Annotated in this window: 14 protein-coding genes; 3 read left to right on the top strand and 11 right to left on the bottom strand. The window is 40.5% G+C overall.

Going from position 1 to position 18,496, the window contains the following annotated elements; genetic code table 11:
- Positions 1-271: 271 nt before the first annotated feature.
- From thrC to fmt, 3 genes are all read right to left on the bottom strand, one after another.
- On the bottom strand, positions 272-1,693 hold the full coding sequence (gene thrC, locus Q0788_RS12175; RefSeq protein ID WP_298811069.1) for a threonine synthase: 1,422 nt from the start codon (positions 1,691-1,693) through the stop codon (positions 272-274).
- A 46-nt stretch (positions 1,694-1,739) separates the two neighbouring features.
- Positions 1,740-3,326 carry a transcription antitermination factor NusB gene (locus Q0788_RS12170; RefSeq protein WP_298811068.1) on the bottom strand — a complete coding sequence of 529 codons (1,587 nt, stop codon included), beginning with the start codon at positions 3,324-3,326 and terminating at the stop codon, positions 1,740-1,742.
- A gap of 65 nt (positions 3,327-3,391) precedes the next feature.
- A complete protein-coding gene (gene fmt, locus Q0788_RS12165; protein ID WP_298811066.1) occupies positions 3,392-4,462 on the bottom strand; it encodes a methionyl-tRNA formyltransferase in 1,071 nt (356 codons plus the stop codon).
- A 327-nt stretch (positions 4,463-4,789) separates the two neighbouring features.
- Here fmt and Q0788_RS12160 point away from each other — a divergent pair, with 327 nt between their 5' ends.
- Positions 4,790-7,555: a hybrid sensor histidine kinase/response regulator gene (locus Q0788_RS12160; RefSeq protein WP_298811064.1), complete on the top strand. Its 2,766-nt coding sequence runs from the start codon at positions 4,790-4,792 to the stop codon at positions 7,553-7,555.
- 105 nt (positions 7,556-7,660) lie between these two features.
- Here the strand turns inward: Q0788_RS12160 and Q0788_RS12155 are convergent, their stop codons facing one another.
- The 8 genes from Q0788_RS12155 to rpmH all read right to left on the bottom strand — a co-directional run bounded on the left by Q0788_RS12155 (position 7,661) and on the right by rpmH (position 15,119).
- Positions 7,661-8,335, bottom strand: coding sequence for a riboflavin synthase (locus Q0788_RS12155; protein ID WP_298811062.1), 675 nt, complete (start codon positions 8,333-8,335; stop codon positions 7,661-7,663).
- A gap of 435 nt (positions 8,336-8,770) precedes the next feature.
- The gene (ribD, locus tag Q0788_RS12150; RefSeq protein ID WP_298811060.1) at positions 8,771-9,826 is read right to left on the bottom strand and encodes a bifunctional diaminohydroxyphosphoribosylaminopyrimidine deaminase/5-amino-6-(5-phosphoribosylamino)uracil reductase RibD; all 1,056 of its coding nucleotides are present in this window, start codon (positions 9,824-9,826) and stop codon (positions 8,771-8,773) included.
- Between the two features lie 113 nt (positions 9,827-9,939).
- Positions 9,940-10,398 carry a transcriptional regulator NrdR gene (nrdR, locus tag Q0788_RS12145; RefSeq protein ID WP_057762240.1) on the bottom strand — a complete coding sequence of 153 codons (459 nt, stop codon included), beginning with the start codon at positions 10,396-10,398 and terminating at the stop codon, positions 9,940-9,942.
- Between the two features lie 86 nt (positions 10,399-10,484).
- Positions 10,485-11,873 carry a tRNA uridine-5-carboxymethylaminomethyl(34) synthesis GTPase MnmE gene (gene mnmE / locus Q0788_RS12140; protein WP_298811139.1) on the bottom strand — a complete coding sequence of 463 codons (1,389 nt, stop codon included), beginning with the start codon at positions 11,871-11,873 and terminating at the stop codon, positions 10,485-10,487.
- Between the two features lie 280 nt (positions 11,874-12,153).
- Positions 12,154-13,836 carry a membrane protein insertase YidC gene (gene yidC, locus Q0788_RS12135; RefSeq protein ID WP_160021025.1) on the bottom strand — a complete coding sequence of 561 codons (1,683 nt, stop codon included), beginning with the start codon at positions 13,834-13,836 and terminating at the stop codon, positions 12,154-12,156.
- Positions 13,837-14,051: 215 nt separating this feature from the next.
- Entirely contained in the window at positions 14,052-14,432 is a 381-nt protein-coding gene (gene yidD / locus Q0788_RS12130) for a membrane protein insertion efficiency factor YidD (protein ID WP_298811057.1), read from the bottom strand.
- A gap of 1 nt (position 14,433) precedes the next feature.
- The gene (rnpA, locus tag Q0788_RS12125) at positions 14,434-14,805 is read right to left on the bottom strand and encodes a ribonuclease P protein component (RefSeq protein WP_298811054.1); all 372 of its coding nucleotides are present in this window, start codon (positions 14,803-14,805) and stop codon (positions 14,434-14,436) included.
- Between the two features lie 179 nt (positions 14,806-14,984).
- Positions 14,985-15,119, bottom strand: a complete 135-nt coding sequence (gene rpmH, locus Q0788_RS12120; protein WP_007394757.1) for a 50S ribosomal protein L34 — start codon at positions 15,117-15,119, stop codon at positions 14,985-14,987.
- A 591-nt stretch (positions 15,120-15,710) separates the two neighbouring features.
- Here rpmH and dnaA point away from each other — a divergent pair.
- Both dnaA and dnaN read left to right on the top strand, forming a co-directional pair.
- Positions 15,711-17,150, top strand: a complete 1,440-nt coding sequence (dnaA, locus tag Q0788_RS12115) for a chromosomal replication initiator protein DnaA (protein ID WP_298811051.1) — start codon at positions 15,711-15,713, stop codon at positions 17,148-17,150.
- Between the two features lie 160 nt (positions 17,151-17,310).
- Complete coding sequence (dnaN, locus tag Q0788_RS12110) at positions 17,311-18,486, top strand: DNA polymerase III subunit beta (protein WP_179798536.1); 1,176 nt, start codon at positions 17,311-17,313, stop codon at positions 18,484-18,486.
- Positions 18,487-18,496: the final 10 nt, after the last annotated feature.

Below are 18,496 nucleotides of genomic sequence, written 5' to 3'. Positions count from 1 at the left end.
TATCACTGCAAAAACCTCTAAAATTAATAAAAGTTTAATTATATCAGCAACTTATTAGTAGAATCCTTATGACGATTATAGGGTAACTGTTCAGTGTAATTGGCTAGAATAATTCCTAAAAAAGCGCCTAGCACGATGATGACTTGCTGACGCTGTTTCTAATATTACAATTATATCTACCATAACACAATCATAAACACTTCATTACAATGGTGTAACTTTTACGCGGATACTTTTCTTTGTTGGTGATAAGCCTAAAGGCCGTAGTCGTTTAAGCAGGATTCGGTGTGACATGTTGGCGGATTTGTTCAGCAACCAGCTCGGCCTTGTTTTCCAGTACCACTACGTGCTGCGGTAAATCTTCTAACCCTTCAGTATGCGCTGGACGAGCGATATCTATCTGACCAATAGCTTCAACAATAGTGTCCGCAAACTTAACGGGTAATGCTGTCTCTGCACAAACGATGATTTCGCCATCCAGCTGTAGCTCTTTGGCAACTTTAATCCCGTCTGCGGTATGTGGATCAACCAATTCACCATGCTGCTCATAAAGCGCTTTGATAGTCTGCAAGCGGTCGTTATGAGTAGATTTACCAGCAGCAAAGCCATAACGCGTATTAACCGCTTCCATCAAGTTAGATAAGTCAAAGCCTCGACCTGATTTTACGCCGTTAAATAACTCATGAACGCGTGCGCTGTCTTTTTCTAATAGCAAATAAACAAAACGCTCAAAGTTAGAGGCTTTTGAAATATCCATCGACGGACTAGAGGTTACATAGGTTTTTTCAGTCGGACGCGGCTGATAAGCGCCTTGATTGAAGAAGTCATTTAAAACGTCGTTTTCATTGGTTGCAACAATCAGACGCTCAATTGGCAGTCCCATTTCACGAGCGATATGACCGGCACAAATATTACCGAAATTACCTGATGGTACGCTAAAGCTGACTTTTTCATCGTTGCTCGTCGTGACCGCAAAGTAAGCTTTAAAGTAATAAACAATCTGCGCTAGGATACGACCCCAGTTGATAGAGTTTACCGTGCCTAGATTATAAGCGGCTTTAAACTCAGCATCTTGCTGTAGCGCTTTAACGATATCTTGGCAATCATCAAACATACCATCGATAGCAATATTATGAATATTATCATCGGTCAAGCTATACATCTGCGCACGCTGGAATTCACTCATTTTGCCATGAGGTGACAGCATAAAGACTTCGATATTTTCTTTACCACGTAGTGCATATTCCGCTGCACTACCTGTGTCACCACTGGTCGCACCAATGATCGTAATACGCGCGTCTTTTTTCTTAAGCACATATTCAAAGGCATTGCCCAAAAACTGCATGGCAACATCTTTAAACGCCAATGTCGGACCGTTTGATAATCCTAGGATATATAAATTATCTTCAAGTTTGCGGACAGGAACAATCTCTTCAGAGCCAAACACCTCAGTGGTATAAGTGCGTTCAATGAGGTCTTGTAGATCAGCCGCAGGAATATCTGTTGCAAAACGCTGCATAATCGCCATCGCAAGCTTTGGATAGCTTAGCGTACGCCATTCATCAAGCGTTGCACTATCAATATTCGGATAATGCTCAGGCAACATCAAACCACCATCTGGGGCAAGACCCATCAAAAGCACATCACTAAAATCCATTGGTGCTGTCTGACCACGGGTACTGATATATTTCATTAGATTGTCCTATCTACAATAATGTTGTTCAATATTTAAAAACGGTTTATTCAGCAGTTTTTTGTAGCAATGCATAATAAAAACCATCGCCACTCACGCTATCAATCGGTAAGCACTGACGACCAATCGCTTGTTCGATACCCCAACTACAATCTTCGGTAAACTCAATCGCTACCGCATCATTATGATGAGTGATGAAGTCCTGCATTTGCTCGACGTTCTCTTGCTTTAAGATAGAACATGTCACGTACAGCAGATAACCACCAGCTTTGAGTTGTGGCCATAGATTATGCAAGATGTCTGCTTGTAGCAGCGCCGTTTGCTCGATGTCTTCTTCGGTACGCAAGATACTGATATCAGGATGACGACGAATCACTCCCGTCGCGGTACAAGGAGAGTCCAATAATATCGCATCAAATACCGGCTCATTGGTAGCTGCTTTTTTATTCTTGCCATGCTGCCATCTGGTCGCATCTGCACAGACAATATTCAATGCGATGCTGTTATTTGCTTGCTGCAAATCATGCTGACTTAGATTTAAACGCTGTAAATTCTCGCGAATACGCTCGATACGCGGTGCTTCATTATCAATAGCTGTTACCTTGATATCAGTAATCGCAGGTGACGTTTCAGATGATATCTCATTGTTGTCTTGTTTCACGTGAAACAACGATGATTCGTCACTAGTGCTCATGAGCTCTAACCAATGAGCAAGCTTGCCACCAGGTGCCGCACAAGCATCTAGAATATGTATCTCATTATTCGTATTTTCCGTATCAGATTTTTCAGCGCTAAGCTTAGCCATTAATGCTTTATTGATAATCGGTGCAGCTAACTGAGCATGCATATCTTGTACGCTAGCCGTTCCTAAAGCGAAATCAGGCAAAGCGTTAACGGCAGTGCTTTGATGTAGTCTAAGACCTTTGGTCGATAGCGTAGTAGAAGTGGCAGACCCTGATGAGCTTGCTACCTTAAAACCAGTCGTTAGCTCAACGATATCTGCATCAATTTCTGCGCCATCCAATGCATGCTGATAATCTTCTACCGAAGTAACCGCTGAGTTCACTCGTAAAAACATCGGTGCTGGCTGACGCAAACCTTGTGTCAGATCGTCATACTGTTCGCTCCAATCTTGTTTAAGCTGATAAGCGAGCCAATTCGGTAGACTATGCTTTTTATCGCATTTCTTACGGAATTTGCTTGGATTTTTAGCAACTTTACGCAAAATAGCATTCACCAAACCAGTCGAGTGAGCGAATTCAATCTCTTTGGCTGCTTCAACGGTTTCATGAATCGCAGCATGGTCAGCCACTTCTAAATATAGCAACTGTACTAAGCCGACTTGAATGGTGGTACGCACTTCAACTTCGTCGATAGGGTTGTCTGCTAAGCTGTCGAGCAAACGTGCCAGTGCGTACCACTGGCGCAATGTCGTGAGCAGTAAGGCATGGGCGAAACCTTTATCGCCATCGTGCAAACTATTCAATAATGGATCAAGGACGCTTGAGAGCGACTGACCATTTTGAATAGCCAGTAAGGTGCGAATCACACGCACGCGTACGCTGCCATTCATAATAAGATTGCTTGATGGTTTGAGCTTATTGTTTCTAGGCGCAGTACTGTTTTGTCTCATTAAATTTCATTTCCTTGACGTATGATCGATAGCGTCTTGTGCAAGTAGGTTAAATATAAGTAACGTTATTTTGTTTCTGACGTAAATTGATCGCCGTCATTTAATTGGTTGCCATGGCAAATTTGTTCAGCTGTCATTGGCTTACCACCTGCAAACTGCAAGTGAGTAATGGCTAAAGTGGTGGCTGATGATTCAGCGTCACTCTCTTTGCCACAAGCGACTAAGATCGCTTTTCGTCCGACACTGATAACCGTTCCAGCAGGTTCATTGGTTTGCTGCGATGTATTTACAGGTAAGCTAGCCAACACTTTGACGCGCTGCCCTGCTAGGAAAGTATAAGCACCTGGCCATGGTGTCAGCCCACGAATTTGGCGTTCAATAGTGGCAGCAGGCTGCGACCAATCAACTTCGCCTTCCGTTTTGACCAGCTTTTCAGCATAGTTGGCTTGACTATCGTCTTGAGTGATAGCTTGCGCTTGATAAGTGTGCAAATCCTTTAGCACCGTACTAATGGCTGTCGGACCAAGTGCCGCCATCTTATCATGTAGGCTAGCAGCGGTATCATCAGAGGCAATACTTTCGCTGACTTTATAAAGCATATCACCTGTATCAAGACCTTTGTCCATCTGCATAATGGTAATGCCGGTCTCATCATCTCCGGCCAAGAGTGCACGATGGATAGGTGCAGCACCGCGCCAGCGTGGCAACAGTGAAGCGTGAATATTCAAGCAACCATGAGTAGGCGTCTCTAATACACCGATAGGTAGGATCAACCCGTAAGCGGCGACAATCATCACATCTGGTTGATAGGTACGCAGAGTTTGCCTAGCAGCTAGACCTTCTGCACTAGAATTTTTAAAAGTGACTGGCTGCTCGACAGCGATATCATGTGTCAATGCAACTTCTTTTACCGCAGAGGCTGACAGCTTCTGACCACGACCTGCCTTACGATCAGGCTGCGTATAGACCGCGACAATCTCTATATTCAGAGATTCTTGCTGCTTAATTAATGACTCAAGGCTAATAGCAGCAAATTCAGGCGTACCCGCAAATACTACCCTTAATCGGTTAGTAGTTGGGTTATCATGGTCAGTAAGCGAGTTGGATGTATCAAAGGTAGGAGCAGTTGTAGTCATAATCATGCATTATATAAGGTTTATTTGTTCATTATAGGTGAGTTTACGGCGCAGTGCCATGATTGTAATGACCTCACTTCATGATAACCAATGACATTATTTGCCTTTATAATATCAAGAACATCGAACGTTCTATTTATATCTTTTACAAAACAATTTGGTGTTAATAACCACTCTCTGTGAACAGTAAGCCGTTATTCTGCTATAAATAGAAGGTAGCACTAAATATTTTAGACAATTCAACTGTCGTATAATTCACCTACTATATGTAGAAACTTCATTTTTATTTCATTATATTTTTTCGTGTCGAGATAGGGCCACGCTTTCATGCAACAGTTTCAGTCCTTACAGCGCTTATTGATTTTTTATACCTTGTCTCTCACGGTTATGTTACTGCTGTACTATGTCACACTGTTTGATGGGATAAAAAAACATAGTGAGCAACATAGCATAGATACTTTTTATTCCCTACAGCACAGTATTATTGAGCATGCAGCACCTGTAGATAGTGAAATAAAAAAAATCTTAGAACAACCTACTTTTGATCAACTGAGTTATCAGCTGATTTTGATGATGCCTTCTGGGCAAACCTATATTCATCATAATACTCGTCCTAATGAATCTGCTTTTTCTACCGTTGCTTTCCCTACCATCGGTACATCAGCTTCTAGCAGCAGCGACCATAGCTCTTATACTGTCAATAGTAATGAACTAACAGGGATCATTAATCTAAAAAGCGGACATCAGATTTATATCGTATTACGTCATGAGCCTTTTGTTGTTGACTGGATATCTTACCGTTATTGGCTCCCTTTGATGGTCGCCATCATACTATTCTTCATGGCATTGCTCTATATGCTCAATCGTCGTACTAACTGGGAGCAATTACTGGTTTATACCGATAATTTGAGTAGCCGCGCCAAAGAATCTTATACGCCGCCACCGTTTTTACAAAAGAAATCTACTACCGAGTTCATGTTATTAGGTCATGCGCTAAGTCGCGTCAGCTACCAGCTACATAATGACTATCGGCGTATCAAAACATTGACTCATCGTTTAGAACGCTTGGTTGATCAAGCACCCTTACCGATGTTGATGAGTATACGACATGGTCAAATTAGTTTCTATAATCAGCGTTTTGAGCAAGTGTTTACTCCTCCTACACAGAGAGAGCAAAGCTATGAGCTAACTGATTTTGTTGAAGGGAAAGATGAGGCCACTCAAATACTGTTAAAAACTATTTCAAGTTTGCGCGTTACTCGCACACTGATAGTTTATGGCTTGGAGAATAAACAAGCCTACCAACTACACGTAACACCATGGTTCGGTGAACATGGGCAAGTTCATGGTTTTACTGTGATTTTCAATAATGTCGATGAGATTTTCCATCAGTCTGAACAACTACAGCGGCACAACCAACAAATGCAATTACAAATTGATGAATCAAACGCAGCCCAAGCATTTATAGGTCGTAAGTTAAGGTTACCACTAGAGAAGATAATTGATTCGTTGGAACCCATCGACCCTTCAACATTGACAGCTCAAGGTAAAAAAACTCTAAATACATTGATTACAACCAGTCAAAGCATGTTGACTGTGCTCAATGAGACGCTAGCAACAGAGGAAGTTGAAGTCAGAAAAACACGTCTAAGTATCGAAACGGTTGATATTTATAAGGTAAGCAAAGAAGTTAGCAATTTAGTCACACAAGAAATAAGACAACAAGGGTTAGAATTGATTTATTTCTTTGCGCCGGACTGTCCTCGTTACATCGAAACTGATTACATTCGACTGCACCATATCCTATTAAACCTGTTGAAAAACGCTATTAGTTTTACAACATCAGGCTATGTCGCGCTCACTGTTGATCGTGTACCTAAAGATAAAGTAACGCGAATAAGTAATCAGCATTTAACTCCTAACAATGACACGACAATGCCTGCGCAGACATCTTATTGGATTCGGTTTAGCGTAAAAGACACTGGAGCAACTATTACTCCTGAGAGACAAAATCAATTAGTCAATATCCTGAATCAAAACAGTGAGCAAAACAATCATAACTTAATTGAAGACAGTAATATTGGCTTGAGTGATGCCAATAGCTTTGCTCAGTTACTCGGCGGTTTTATCGAACTAAGTAATACGGTGGATAAAGAGACGATATTTAGCCTCTACCTTCCTTATCCTCATGCCACTTATCAATCGGTATATCATCGTTGTTCGCAGCTGCCCCATATCCACCTTATCGCTATCATAAATCAGCCCCTAGTTGCTGAACATTTACAACGTTTGTGCGAGTACTTAACGATATCCATGACTATCTACAGCACTTTAGATAGAGCCACTGTACAGCAGCTAAAAAATAAACTAAAACAAGATGAGCAAACCGTCATTCCTGTCTTGTTATTAGATTATGAATACAGCCAATCCATCACCTTATCAGCTCATGCGAGCAACAAGTATAACGAGCAGCAAGAAGCATTAAATGACCTAGTCACTACGCCTTCACTACCGAAGATATTACTTAGCATGAAGCTTGAAAGGCATATCCCTTCTACTTTACTAGGCCAATATGATGGATTTTTGACCAAACCCTTAGACGCAAGTTTATTACTTTCTGAACTGCTACGTTTAACCTTGTTTGCAAGGAAAACACTAAACATACTGGTCAAACATCAATACGACAGTAGTCTATCTTTTGTAGAAGATACACCTAAAAAAGAAATCTTGTCTCCACTGATTTTGGTCGTAGAAGACAGTCCTACTAACCAAAAGATAGCCTGTAAGATGTTAAGTAAACTTGGTTATCGTAGTATTGTCGCAGAAGACGGACAGCAAGCACTCGAGAAACTCAAAAGCCAACGTGAAGAGATTTCTCTGATTTTAATGGACTGCCGAATGCCCGTTATGGATGGATTACAAGCCACACAAGTGATTCGCTCACAAGGTGATAAAATACCGATTGTGGCGCTAACTGCGAATAATACAGAAGAAGATCGCGAGGCTTGTATGCAAGTAGGTATGGACGAGTTTTTATCCAAACCCATTAGTAAGAAAGACTTAGAATCCGTTTTGCAGAGTTTTATACAGTAAATATCTAGTGCAAATAAAAAACACCCTATCGATATCACTTAATCAAAGTAATATCGATAGGGTCAAAAACTTGGTACGAGGATAATATTTCGGTAAGCTTAGTTGTTATTTCATAAACCCATTATCGGCCAAAAATGCTTCTGTGATTTGGCTTTGCGGGCTTGACGCGTTCATACCGCCAGATTGAGATTTATTTAGTAGACGCTCTAGATAACGGGCAACGATATCTACTTCAATATTCACTTTGTTGCCTACTAACCAATGCTTAGCAATATTCGTCACTTGGGCAGTATGCGGAATGATATTTAGAGAGACAATATTGTCACGCACTAAATTGGTCGTCAGACTAATACCATCTACTGTGATAGAGCCTTTGGTCGCTGTATAGTGCGCTAGCTCTTGCGGTATCTCAATCTCAATATAGATAGAACGGGCATCTTGTTTTAATTTGCTAACGACCCCTACTCCATCTACATGACCAGCGACAATATGACCACCAAAACGAGTCGTCGGTAGCATGGCTTTTTCTAGATTGACCGTATGACCTGCTTTCAACCCTTCTAATGCTGTTCTAGCAATTGTTTCACGTGAGACATCAACAGAGTAGTAGTTGCTTCCGAGCTCTACCACGGTTAAACAAATACCATTTGAAGCAATAGAATCGCCTAGCTTCACGTCACTGAAATCTAAGTCATCAGACTCTACTGTCAAACGTATGTCACCACCTGTCGCCTGCATCGATTTAACTTTTCCAACGCTTTCTATAATTCCAGTAAACATATTATCCTCATCTCATTACTGTATTGCCTTCATAGGCGAATATTTTAGTTTATCAAATCAGCTATCAATTCTTTATCACAATTTGCTCAAATAGCTGACAGTGAAACATCGTTAGACTTGACCTTTAATAGGATAGATTGTGGATAAGTAGGGATAAATCAATAGAGGTATAGCTAGAATTCGCTATAAATACATAGTTATCCACAATAAATAAAAATTTCACATGAAACCTATTTATTTATGGATAGACTGTTAAGATATTGATTTATATAAATATTTATTAAAATAATCGAGATATAAACATCTTTTGTGTTTCATGTGAAACAAAGTTATACACAGTTCCATGTGAAACACGTAAGTTAATAATTGATTTATCCATATTCTAAGCTTTTTTTTATAATTTGTGGACAATATGCTTATACGAAGAATATTTATTTATAAAGGTAATAAGGTTAATTTAAGATCTGGGCCAAGCTGCTGATGACTTTCTATATCAAAACGTAACTGCTGAGCAAGGGACATAGGATTGAAATCAACCATTGGACGAGCGTCATCACCAAGTAAACAAGGTGCTTGATACACGATTAACTCATCTACCAACTGTTGACTCAAAAAACTACCTGCAACGCTAGCACCTGCTTCCACCAACACATCATAGCACTGGTGCTCACTAACCAGTGTCGCCAACAACACCGACAAATCGCCTTCATGCCAGTAGATAGTATCTGGATGCTGACATAGCTGATAATCAGACTGTAGACTGTGCTTTAAACGCTGACGCCTATCAAGTATGACTATTTTGGGATTAGGTATTTTTTCAGGTGGCACTCCCAATTGTTCTGAGCGCACATTGAGCTGCGGGTTATCAGTTATTACAGTTTCACTACCTGTAATAATCGCACCACTTTGTGCTCGTAGTTTTTGTACATCTTCACGAGCGGCAGTTGAGGTAATCCACTTAGATTCGCCAGATGCCATCGCTGTACGACCGTCTAGACTGGTTGCTATTTTCAATCGTACATAGGGCATCTGAGTGCGCATAGCTTTTAGAAAACCACGGTTTAGTGCTTCTGCCTGCCCCGTTAGAACACCGACTGTTACCTCAATACCAGCTTGCTCCAATAGTTTTACACCGCGACCTGCAACCTGCGGATTAGGATCCAGCCCTGCAATCACAACGCGATTTACCTTAGCGGCAACAAGCGCCAACGCACATGGCGGCGTACGTCCCGTATGACTACATGGCTCTAATGTAACGTAAGCAGTTGCCCCTGCTGCCTGTGTACCAGCCTCTTTCAGCGCAAACACTTCTGCATGTGGCTCACCAGCTTTGGGGTGAAACCCTTGACCCACAATCTGCTCTGCCTGAACAATAACGCAGCCTACTGCAGGATTGGGTCTAGTAGTATACAAACCGCGCTTCGCTTGTTCGATAGCAAGCATCATAAAATAGCGGTCTTGTGCATCTTGAGCATGGCTTTGAATAGACATAAGGCTAGGCTTAATAAATGATTGAGGGTTCTATATAAGAAAATAAGGTTCGAAAGCTGATTAACAATTAGGAATTACTTATCAATTAGGGCTTATTTAAAAGCTTACTTCGCCTACTTTTCATTTGGACGAATATTGGCAATTTCTTGATGAAATGCATCGATATCTTGAAAGTCGCGATACACACTAGCGAAGCGTACATAGGCGACATCATCCAAAGTTTTGAGTTCACTCATGATGATTTCACCCAAGACTTTACTACTGATTTCTCGCTCACCCATCTGCCTAACACGCTTTTCAATACGGCTAATCATCGCCTCTTGTTCATCGATAGTGATAGGACGCTTTTGCAAGGGTAGTAAAATAGAACGGCGCAGCTTTTCATTGTCGTAAGGTTCAATCTTGTTACTTGATTTGATAATCCTTGGCATGACAACTTCTACCATCTCAAAAGTCGTAAAACGTTCTTGGCAGCTGTTACACGAACGGCGGCGTCGCACTTGTGCCCCTTCCGCAGCAAGACGTGAGTCAATAACCTTGGTCTCTGACGCATTACAGTACGGACAGTGCATAGCATTTCCTTATTTTACGATTGAGAATAAGAACAGTATTTTCAAGATAGATAATTTATTAAATAATAAAAAATACCATTTACCCGTTATTTACCAATACAAAAGCTACCAAATATTTTACCCAATAAGTCATCGGCGCTGAACTCACCTGTGATTTCACCCAAACTCTGCTGTGCCTGACGTAAGCTATCAGCAACCAACTCACCTGCTTCAAATACGGTTAATTGTTCATGTGCTTCTGCCAAGAAATTAGCAGTTCGTCTAAGGGCGTCTAAATGTCTGGTACGAGCGATTAAACTATTCTCTGGTGGATGAAAGCCTACTTTCTCACATAGTGCTTCAACCAAATTATCGATACCAATACCTGTTTCACATGAAACATTAACTTGCTGATAACCTCTGTTCTTGATTTCAGCTTGGGTCATAGCAGCACTTTTTTCACTACTATTATCGCTCAATAAATCGCTCTTATTAGCAATGATTAGTAAGCGTTTAGCTTCTGGCAATTCACCAAATAACTGTTCAGCAAGCTGTAACGGTGTACTTTCTTCTTCAACATCACGAGTCACATCATAGACCATCAGTAGCATATCAGCCTGCGTGATAGCAGTACGAGCACGCTCGATTCCGATACGCTCTACAGTATCTTCTGTCTCACGTAGGCCTGCTGTGTCGGTCAGATGTAGCGTCAAACCATTGAGTACAACTGTCTCTTGCAACGTATCACGTGTAGTACCCGCGACATCAGTCACGATAGCACGCTCTTGTCCTGCAAGACGGTTGAGCAAGCTAGATTTACCTGCGTTTGGCCTACCTGCTAGCACGACATGGATACCATCGCGCAAAAGCTGACCTTGCTTTGCCGTTGCTAAAACTTGTTGTATCTTATCTTGCGTTTGCTCAAGCTTGCTTTGTATGACGCCATCAGACAAAAAGTCCACGTCCTCTTCGTCAGGGAAATCAATCGCTGCTTCAACATGTAAACGAAGATGAATGAGTTGTTCTAATAGCTGGTTAATTTTTTGTGAAAACTCACCACTTAAAGAGCGAATCGCACTACTGGCCGCGGCAGCACTGGTCGCATCAATCGCATCAGCGATCGCTTCGGCCTGCACCAAGTCCAATTTATCATTATCAAAGGCACGGTAAGAGAATTCTCCTGCACTCGCTTGCTTGGCACCTAGCTCAAATACGCGCGCGAGCAATTGGTTTTGCAAAATAACACCACCATGCCCTTGCAGCTCAATAACGTCCTCACCTGTGAATGAATGCGGACCTTTGAAAAACAAGACCAATCCCTCATCAATGACAGTGCCATCAGCCTGATAAAAACGACAAAAGCTAGCCATTCGCGGCGTAAAAGCAGACTTACCTGTTAGAGCACATGCCATATCATAAGCAAGGCTGCCTGATAGACGTATGACACCCACACCCCCTCGCCCGAGCGGCGTTGCAATCGCAGCAATTGTGGCCAATCCAGATGTATTAGACTTTTCAGAAGAATTAGGTACGGCTAATGCTGTCTCTAAGGAATCCACAATGACTCTCAATGTTTAAAAGCTCCATTATAGACGTCTGGACTCATACTGACAAAGCAAACTTTGAAAGGTAGCCGCATCAGACATATTTTCGTTTTAATATTTATAAACTATGGATAATGTTGATAAGCTGTGGATAACATTTACCACTTATCCACCACCTATAAAAAAACCACCGCTTGCGCGATGGTTTTTTATATTTCTGACAAAGAATTAATTAATCGACTACTTTTACCGTACGACGCTTCTGCTCTTCATCTACTTTCTTATTGACGATATATTGCTGAGTCATACTAAACAGGTTGTTGACTGTCCAATATAAAACCAAACCTGCTGGGAAGAACAGCATGAATGCAGTAAAGATAATCGGCAAGAACTTCATGACTTTTGCTTGCATCGGATCTGCTGGCTGCGGATTCAACTGCTGCTGTACAAACATCGACGCACCCATTAGCAATGGCAAGATAAACCATGGATCCATCGCTGATAGATCTTGTATCCACAAAATCCATGGTGCATGACGCAGCTCAACACTCTCTACCAATACCCAATATAAGGCTAAGAAAATCGGCATCTGCATTAAGATTGGTAGACAACCTGCCATCGGATTGACTTTTTCTTCTTTGTATATCGCCATCATCTCTTGCGACATTTTCATACGATCATCGCCATGCTCTTCTTTAAGCACTTTGAGTCTTGGCGCAATGGCACGCATTTTAGCCATCGAGTAGTAGCTCTTATTAGAGAACCACATTAAGGCAATTTTTACTAAGATAGTCAGTAAAATAATTGACCAACCCCAGTTACCAACAACCTTATGCACACCTTCCAAGATAGCAAACAAGACCTTTGATATTGGCCACAGTAGACCATAATCAACTGTTTTGTTAAGGCCTACCGCAACGTCTTTTAGCTCAGACTGAACTTTTGGACCTGCATACAGCGTTGCATTTAAAGTAACTTGTTTGTTTGGTGCTACGTTCACTGGTTGGCTATTGAAGCCGATAAAGTAATCACTACCTGTTTCACGAGTGAAGAATTTGCCAGTGAAGTTTTCAGGTGTCCAAGCAGATACAAAGTAATGCTGTACGATACCAACCCAGCCTTTATCGCTAGTCGTCGTCAACTCACCATCACTAAAGTCACCAAATTTCAGCTTATTATAAGGATCATCTGGTGTACCCCAAGCACCGCCTAGATAAGTCGCCATGCTCAGCGCGCCTTTATCAGACATACCAGGATCTTTACTATCATCACGCTTTAATTGCGCAAACATCTGACCTTGCCAAGCATTGGTAGACGCGTTTTGGATCTGATAACTAATATCAATTGGATATTTATTTTCAGTGAAAGTGAAAGTCTTGGTAATCGTTACACCGTCTTTTTTGTAAGTAAGCGGCACTGACAACGTTTGCTGTCCATCTTCCATCACATAATTGTTAGCAGTATGGTTATAAGTCGCTCTACCTTCTGCTGTATCAATACCGTTCTGACCGATAAGTCCAGATTGAGCCACATACACACGGTTACTGTTGTTTTCTAACAATACGAAAGGCTTATCGCTATCGAGCGTTGCGTCATACTGCTTGAGTGCAGCATAAACAATATCACCGCCTTCTGGATTGATTTTTATATCATAGCGATCAGTTGTTACCGTGATTAGACCAGCGTTTTTCGCAGGAGTCGCTGTCACAGCACTATTATCCACAGGTAATGTCTGTACCGGGATATCACCTGCTGCACCAGTAGTAGAAGGAATGTCAGCACCTACCGAACTTGTAGTTTCTGGCACCGCATCTACAGCTGGAGCATCGGCATAATCATCTCGCCATGCCAAAATCAGCAGATAAGCGGTAATTAGCATCGCAATGATGATCATCACCCGAAATATCTTTTGCATAAACCTTTCCTAGATTAAAAAATTAGGGAATGAAAAATTAGGGCATGTGTCATGACTGTACTACACAGCTGTCCTGTCACATTGCAACTGAATTAGTAGTCATTTACATAAAATGTGCATCATTTTACTAAAAATCTGTCTCAAATGATACCAAGAGTGTGGATAACTTGTGGGTAACTCAACAGAGTATCTATCTGCGACTAGAGAAAGTGACTTTATGTCAATTTCATCAAATAATTAAGCTGTGAAATATAACTAGTATTGTCTCGATAGACACCCAAACCCTGATTGTCAGTATTTGGTACATCAGTAAAAGATATGTATTGATAGCTATAGGAAGCTAAGGGTAAGGGTACAAAATCTATACCATGGCCACTTAAAGGGTGACACCTACTAAGACGTCTTAACAATAACCAACTACCTTTATGAACACCATGCCATGTTAAAGCTTGCTTGCCATAATTTGAGCATGTTGGATAATAGCGACAACGTGCAGGTATTATAGGACTAACTATTTTTTGATAAAAAACAATTAAATTAAAAGCTATATTATAAAAAACACCTTTTTTAAATTTACTTTTTAATAAAAAATTCATTTTATTTTTTTTCTATTTTTTTAAAAATATTAATTATTTGATTTTTTAATTCTTTATTATCTATATCTTTAATAGATTTTTTAACAATAAAAACAATATCTTTATTTTCTATCTTAAAAGCTTTGGTACGGAACTCTTCACGCACATATCTTTTGATTAGATTACGAGCGACAGCAGTAGGTACTTTACGCTTGGTAATAGCCATACCGACTCGCGGCTGTGCATGCTCGTTGGCACGTACAAAAGCCATTAAATGACTCTGATGAATCTTGCGCTCAGGTGCGTCAAATACCTCACGGAAGGCTGCAGGGGTAAGCAGGCGTTGCTGTTTAGTGAAACTAGCTGCAGGTGTATCTGATAGAGTATTGGACATAGTACAACCTAGTAGAATAACGATAGAAGAAATAATAACAAATTATAGAGACAAAAAAAGCGCCTATGTGGGCGCTTTTAATATATGGCTAAGTGTCAGTTGTGATGATTGACTATCGCAATCTATAAACAATAAGAACACAACAAGCACTATTAGCCATGCTTATCGCAATCTACTGATTATACAGTAAGGCGATGACGTCCTTTAGCGCGGCGACGAGCTAAGACCTGACGGCCTTTTTTAGTTGCCATACGAGCACGGAAACCGTGAGTACGTTTACGCTTGATCACGCTTGGTTGGAATGTACGTTTCATAACTCACCTATCAAAATAATGGACTAAATTCGTAATAACGGAGGATTATACCATTCAGTATAGTTTTGGTCAATAAACTAATTTGCTTTGTCCCTAAATAGGAAATACCTCATACAAATCTAGTAAAGATATTTCCTTAGAAACATATTTCTAGTTAACCAAATTTTATAATTATATATTCTATAATTTACAAAGTTATCCACAGGTCGGTTCAAACACTATAATAATAATTAATTAATATAAATATAGTATTGTTATTATTGGGACCATGATTATCTGTGGTTAAGTCTATTTTCCTTTTTATTATCAATTTACTAGGCTATGGGTAAGCCTGTGGATAAACTGTGGGTTAAATATGGATAACTAGCTTGTGAAAGTTATGCACAAAACTGTCCACAGTCTTATCCACAAAAAACAAGGTTTTATCCACAGGGTATCTGTGTTAAATTAGGCGCTACTTGATATACACCTTCGTATAGGATATCAGTACGAACTCTTTGGTTAGTTGTTACGTGTAATATCGAGGCTTAGGTAGCAATTTATATTGCTAAAAAATAATTATTATTTCAGATTACAAGGTCAGTACTTTTCATGATAGACACAGCAAATATTTGGGATAAATGTCTAAACGATTTGCGTTATAACGTCAAAGACAACGTGTTTACTATGTGGCTGAGACCTTTGTCAGCTCATCAAGAAGCACAAACTTTGATTATTCTTGCTCCCAATGATTATTTTGTGACGTATATCAAGAAGAATCATCTTCAAGATATTCAGCAGTTGGTGACCAAACACAGTCAAGGTAGTATTGAAGAGGTCGTCGTACGCGTTGATAATGCTGGCCGCAATGCAGAAGATAACAGTCAATCAGGTTCTTTGTTTGTAGAAGACAACGTCTCCCCTACCCCATCCGAACATAAATTTGAATCTATTCATCATAACAACGCAAAAGCAGATATCGACGCGAACATGCGTCATAATGAGCCAGTTGAGTCTGCTGATACAAAATCATTAAGCTATCTGAACCCGGATTTTACTTTTGAAACCTTTGTTACAGGTAAGTCCAATAACTTGGCTTACAAAGCTTGTTATGAGCTTGGTAAGCGCCAATCAAAAAATCGTCACAATCCTTTATTTATATACGGTCCTTCTGGATTGGGAAAAACACATTTAATGCATTCTGTAGCTCATCGCTATTTAAAAAATAATCAAAGTTTTTATTATTTCACTTCTGAAAAATTTATTAATCAATTAGTTTATTCATTAAGAAATAATAAAATAGAAGATTTTAAGAAGAAAATAAAAAAAGTAGATTTATTAATTGTAGATGATATTCATGTATTGGCAGGAAAGACTAAAAGTAGTAATGAGTTTCTAACATTATTTGCAGATTTTACTAGTGGTGATAAACAACTTATTTTGGCCTCTGATCGACATCCCTCTCAAATGACGGAATTTGATGAACGATTTAGATCACGATTTTCTTGGGGGTTAACAGTCGCTGTTGATCCTCCTGAGATTGATACTCGAGTGCAAATTCTGCAGAAAAAAGCGGCTTCCTACGGTATGGTATTACCAAAGGAATGTGCGCTATTTATTGCACAAAATGTGGTGTCTAATGTCAGACGTTTGGAAGGTGCCTTAAATCAGGTGTTTGCCAATGCTAACTTAACAGGAGCACAGATTACTCTTGAGATGGTGCAATACGCACTAAAAGACATCGTTGCGATGCGTGTGCAGGCAGTGAATATGGATAACATCCGTAAGATAGTTGCTGAGTACTATGATGTCACCGTCAAAGATATTATGGGGCGTAAACGTACGCGTAGTATTGCAAGACCACGTCAAATAGCGATGGCTTTGTCGCGTGAATTAACAGGCGATAGCTTCCCTGAAATTGGTCAGTCGTTCGGTGGACGCGACCATACGACGGTGATGCACGCTTGCGATAAAGTAAATGAGTTAAGAGCAGCAGATCCTGCATTTGATAAGGATTATAAAACCCTAGCTCTGATGTTACAGGCAGGATAAAAGCGACAGATATCATTGTGTTTTAGTAGATACAGATGGTTTATAATATCGAAAATATAAGTCCACAGATGCTTTGTAGATTATCGTCAGCAGACAAGGTATTATTAAGTCATTACGACAAATTTTTATAAAAGAATCATTCAAATAAGAGTAACTAAGCATGCAATTATCGATCAATCGAGAATCGTTACTGAAAGCTATCAACTTGATCGCCAAAGCCGCTGATAAACGCCACAATATGGTTATATTGGGTAATATCAAGCTACAGCTATCAGATTCTGAGCTTATCTTAACAGCGTCAGATTTAGAGGTAGAGCTGACATCGACATTGAAATTGCCTGCTGGTGCTTGTGTAGAAGCAGGTACAACGACGCTTCCTGCAACCAAGTTAAAAGATATTTGTAAATCGCTACCTGCACAGGCGCAAGTTAATCTAGCAACTCAAGCAAATGAGCGTTGCTTGTTAACTAGTGGTAAGAGTCGTTTTACATTAGGAACATTGCCAAGTGAAGACTATCCGAGCTTGGGTAACCCTGAAAATATCACGCCTCTGACTATTAGCCGTAATCGTCTAACAGATTTGATTCATAAAACACAGTTTGCAATGGCGATTCAAGATGTACGCTACTACTTAACAGGTATGTTATTTGACGTTTCACAGCAGCAACTGACAACGGTAGCAACAGATGGCCATAGATTGGCATTAGCCCGTAGTGTGATCAATGTAAGCGCAGATCTCAATATGCAGGCTATCTTGCCACGTAAGGCAGTAATCGAACTTGAGCGTTTAGCTTCTGAGCTTGGTAAAATGTTGGGTGATCAGGACAACGCAGTTACCCTAAGTTTTGGCCGAGAGTTTTTACAAGTAAGCTTACCATTTGGTGATGTAGATAGTGCAGGGCAGGTCAGCCAAGATCTAATGGTAACATTTACCGCACGTTTGATTGATGGCAAGTTCCCTGATTATCGTCGTGTAATGCCGAGCAATACTGATAAGCTGGCTTTATTCAGTCAGGAAAAAATGACGGACGTATTACGCCGCGTTGCCATTTTGAGTAATGAAAAATCTCGTGGTGTGGTCTTTAATTTTGCTAGCGATGGTATGGTCGAAGTACGTGCCAACAATGCTGAGCAGGATGAAGCAGTCGAGATGATACAAGCTAAGTATCAAGGTGAGCCGATGGAGCTGTCGTTTAATGCTGCGTATCTGCAAGATGTATTGGGCGTTATCCAAGGCGATTTACAAATGCATATGAGCCAATCGAATGCCTCTGTATTGGTCAATCAACTAAATGATGAGTTCCATCAGTATGTCATTATGCCAATGCGTATATAATGCGTTTTTC

Origin of the sequence: uncultured Psychrobacter sp. (assembly GCF_947500265.1) — a bacterium.
In the GTDB taxonomy this organism is placed as follows: Bacteria; Pseudomonadota; Gammaproteobacteria; order Pseudomonadales; family Moraxellaceae; genus Psychrobacter.
The sequence above is the reverse complement of the archived record's forward strand: the minus strand, read 5'-3'. Positions and strand labels throughout refer to the sequence as shown.

What these genes read in the sequence shown, in the direction of transcription:
- Q0788_RS12155 (WP_298811062.1), bottom strand. Translation starts at nt 8,335, where the DNA reads ATGTTTACTGGAATTATAGAAAGCGTTGGAAAAGTTAAATCGATGCAG.
- yidD (WP_298811057.1), bottom strand. Translation starts at nt 14,432, where the DNA reads ATGAATTTTTTATTAAAAAGTAAATTTAAAAAAGGTGTTTTTTATAAT.
- dnaA (WP_298811051.1), top strand. Translation starts at nt 15,711, where the DNA reads ATGATAGACACAGCAAATATTTGGGATAAATGTCTAAACGATTTGCGT.
- Q0788_RS12170 (WP_298811068.1), bottom strand. Translation starts at nt 3,326, where the DNA reads ATGAGACAAAACAGTACTGCGCCTAGAAACAATAAGCTCAAACCATCA.
- rnpA (WP_298811054.1), bottom strand. Translation starts at nt 14,805, where the DNA reads ATGTCCAATACTCTATCAGATACACCTGCAGCTAGTTTCACTAAACAG.
- nrdR (WP_057762240.1), bottom strand. Translation starts at nt 10,398, where the DNA reads ATGCACTGTCCGTACTGTAATGCGTCAGAGACCAAGGTTATTGACTCA.
- yidC (WP_160021025.1), bottom strand. Translation starts at nt 13,836, where the DNA reads ATGCAAAAGATATTTCGGGTGATGATCATCATTGCGATGCTAATTACC.
- Q0788_RS12160 (WP_298811064.1), top strand. Translation starts at nt 4,790, where the DNA reads ATGCAACAGTTTCAGTCCTTACAGCGCTTATTGATTTTTTATACCTTG.
- rpmH (WP_007394757.1), bottom strand. Translation starts at nt 15,119, where the DNA reads ATGAAACGTACATTCCAACCAAGCGTGATCAAGCGTAAACGTACTCAC.
- ribD (WP_298811060.1), bottom strand. Translation starts at nt 9,826, where the DNA reads ATGTCTATTCAAAGCCATGCTCAAGATGCACAAGACCGCTATTTTATG.
- dnaN (WP_179798536.1), top strand. Translation starts at nt 17,311, where the DNA reads ATGCAATTATCGATCAATCGAGAATCGTTACTGAAAGCTATCAACTTG.
- fmt (WP_298811066.1), bottom strand. Translation starts at nt 4,462, where the DNA reads ATGACTACAACTGCTCCTACCTTTGATACATCCAACTCGCTTACTGAC.
- thrC (WP_298811069.1), bottom strand. Translation starts at nt 1,693, where the DNA reads ATGAAATATATCAGTACCCGTGGTCAGACAGCACCAATGGATTTTAGT.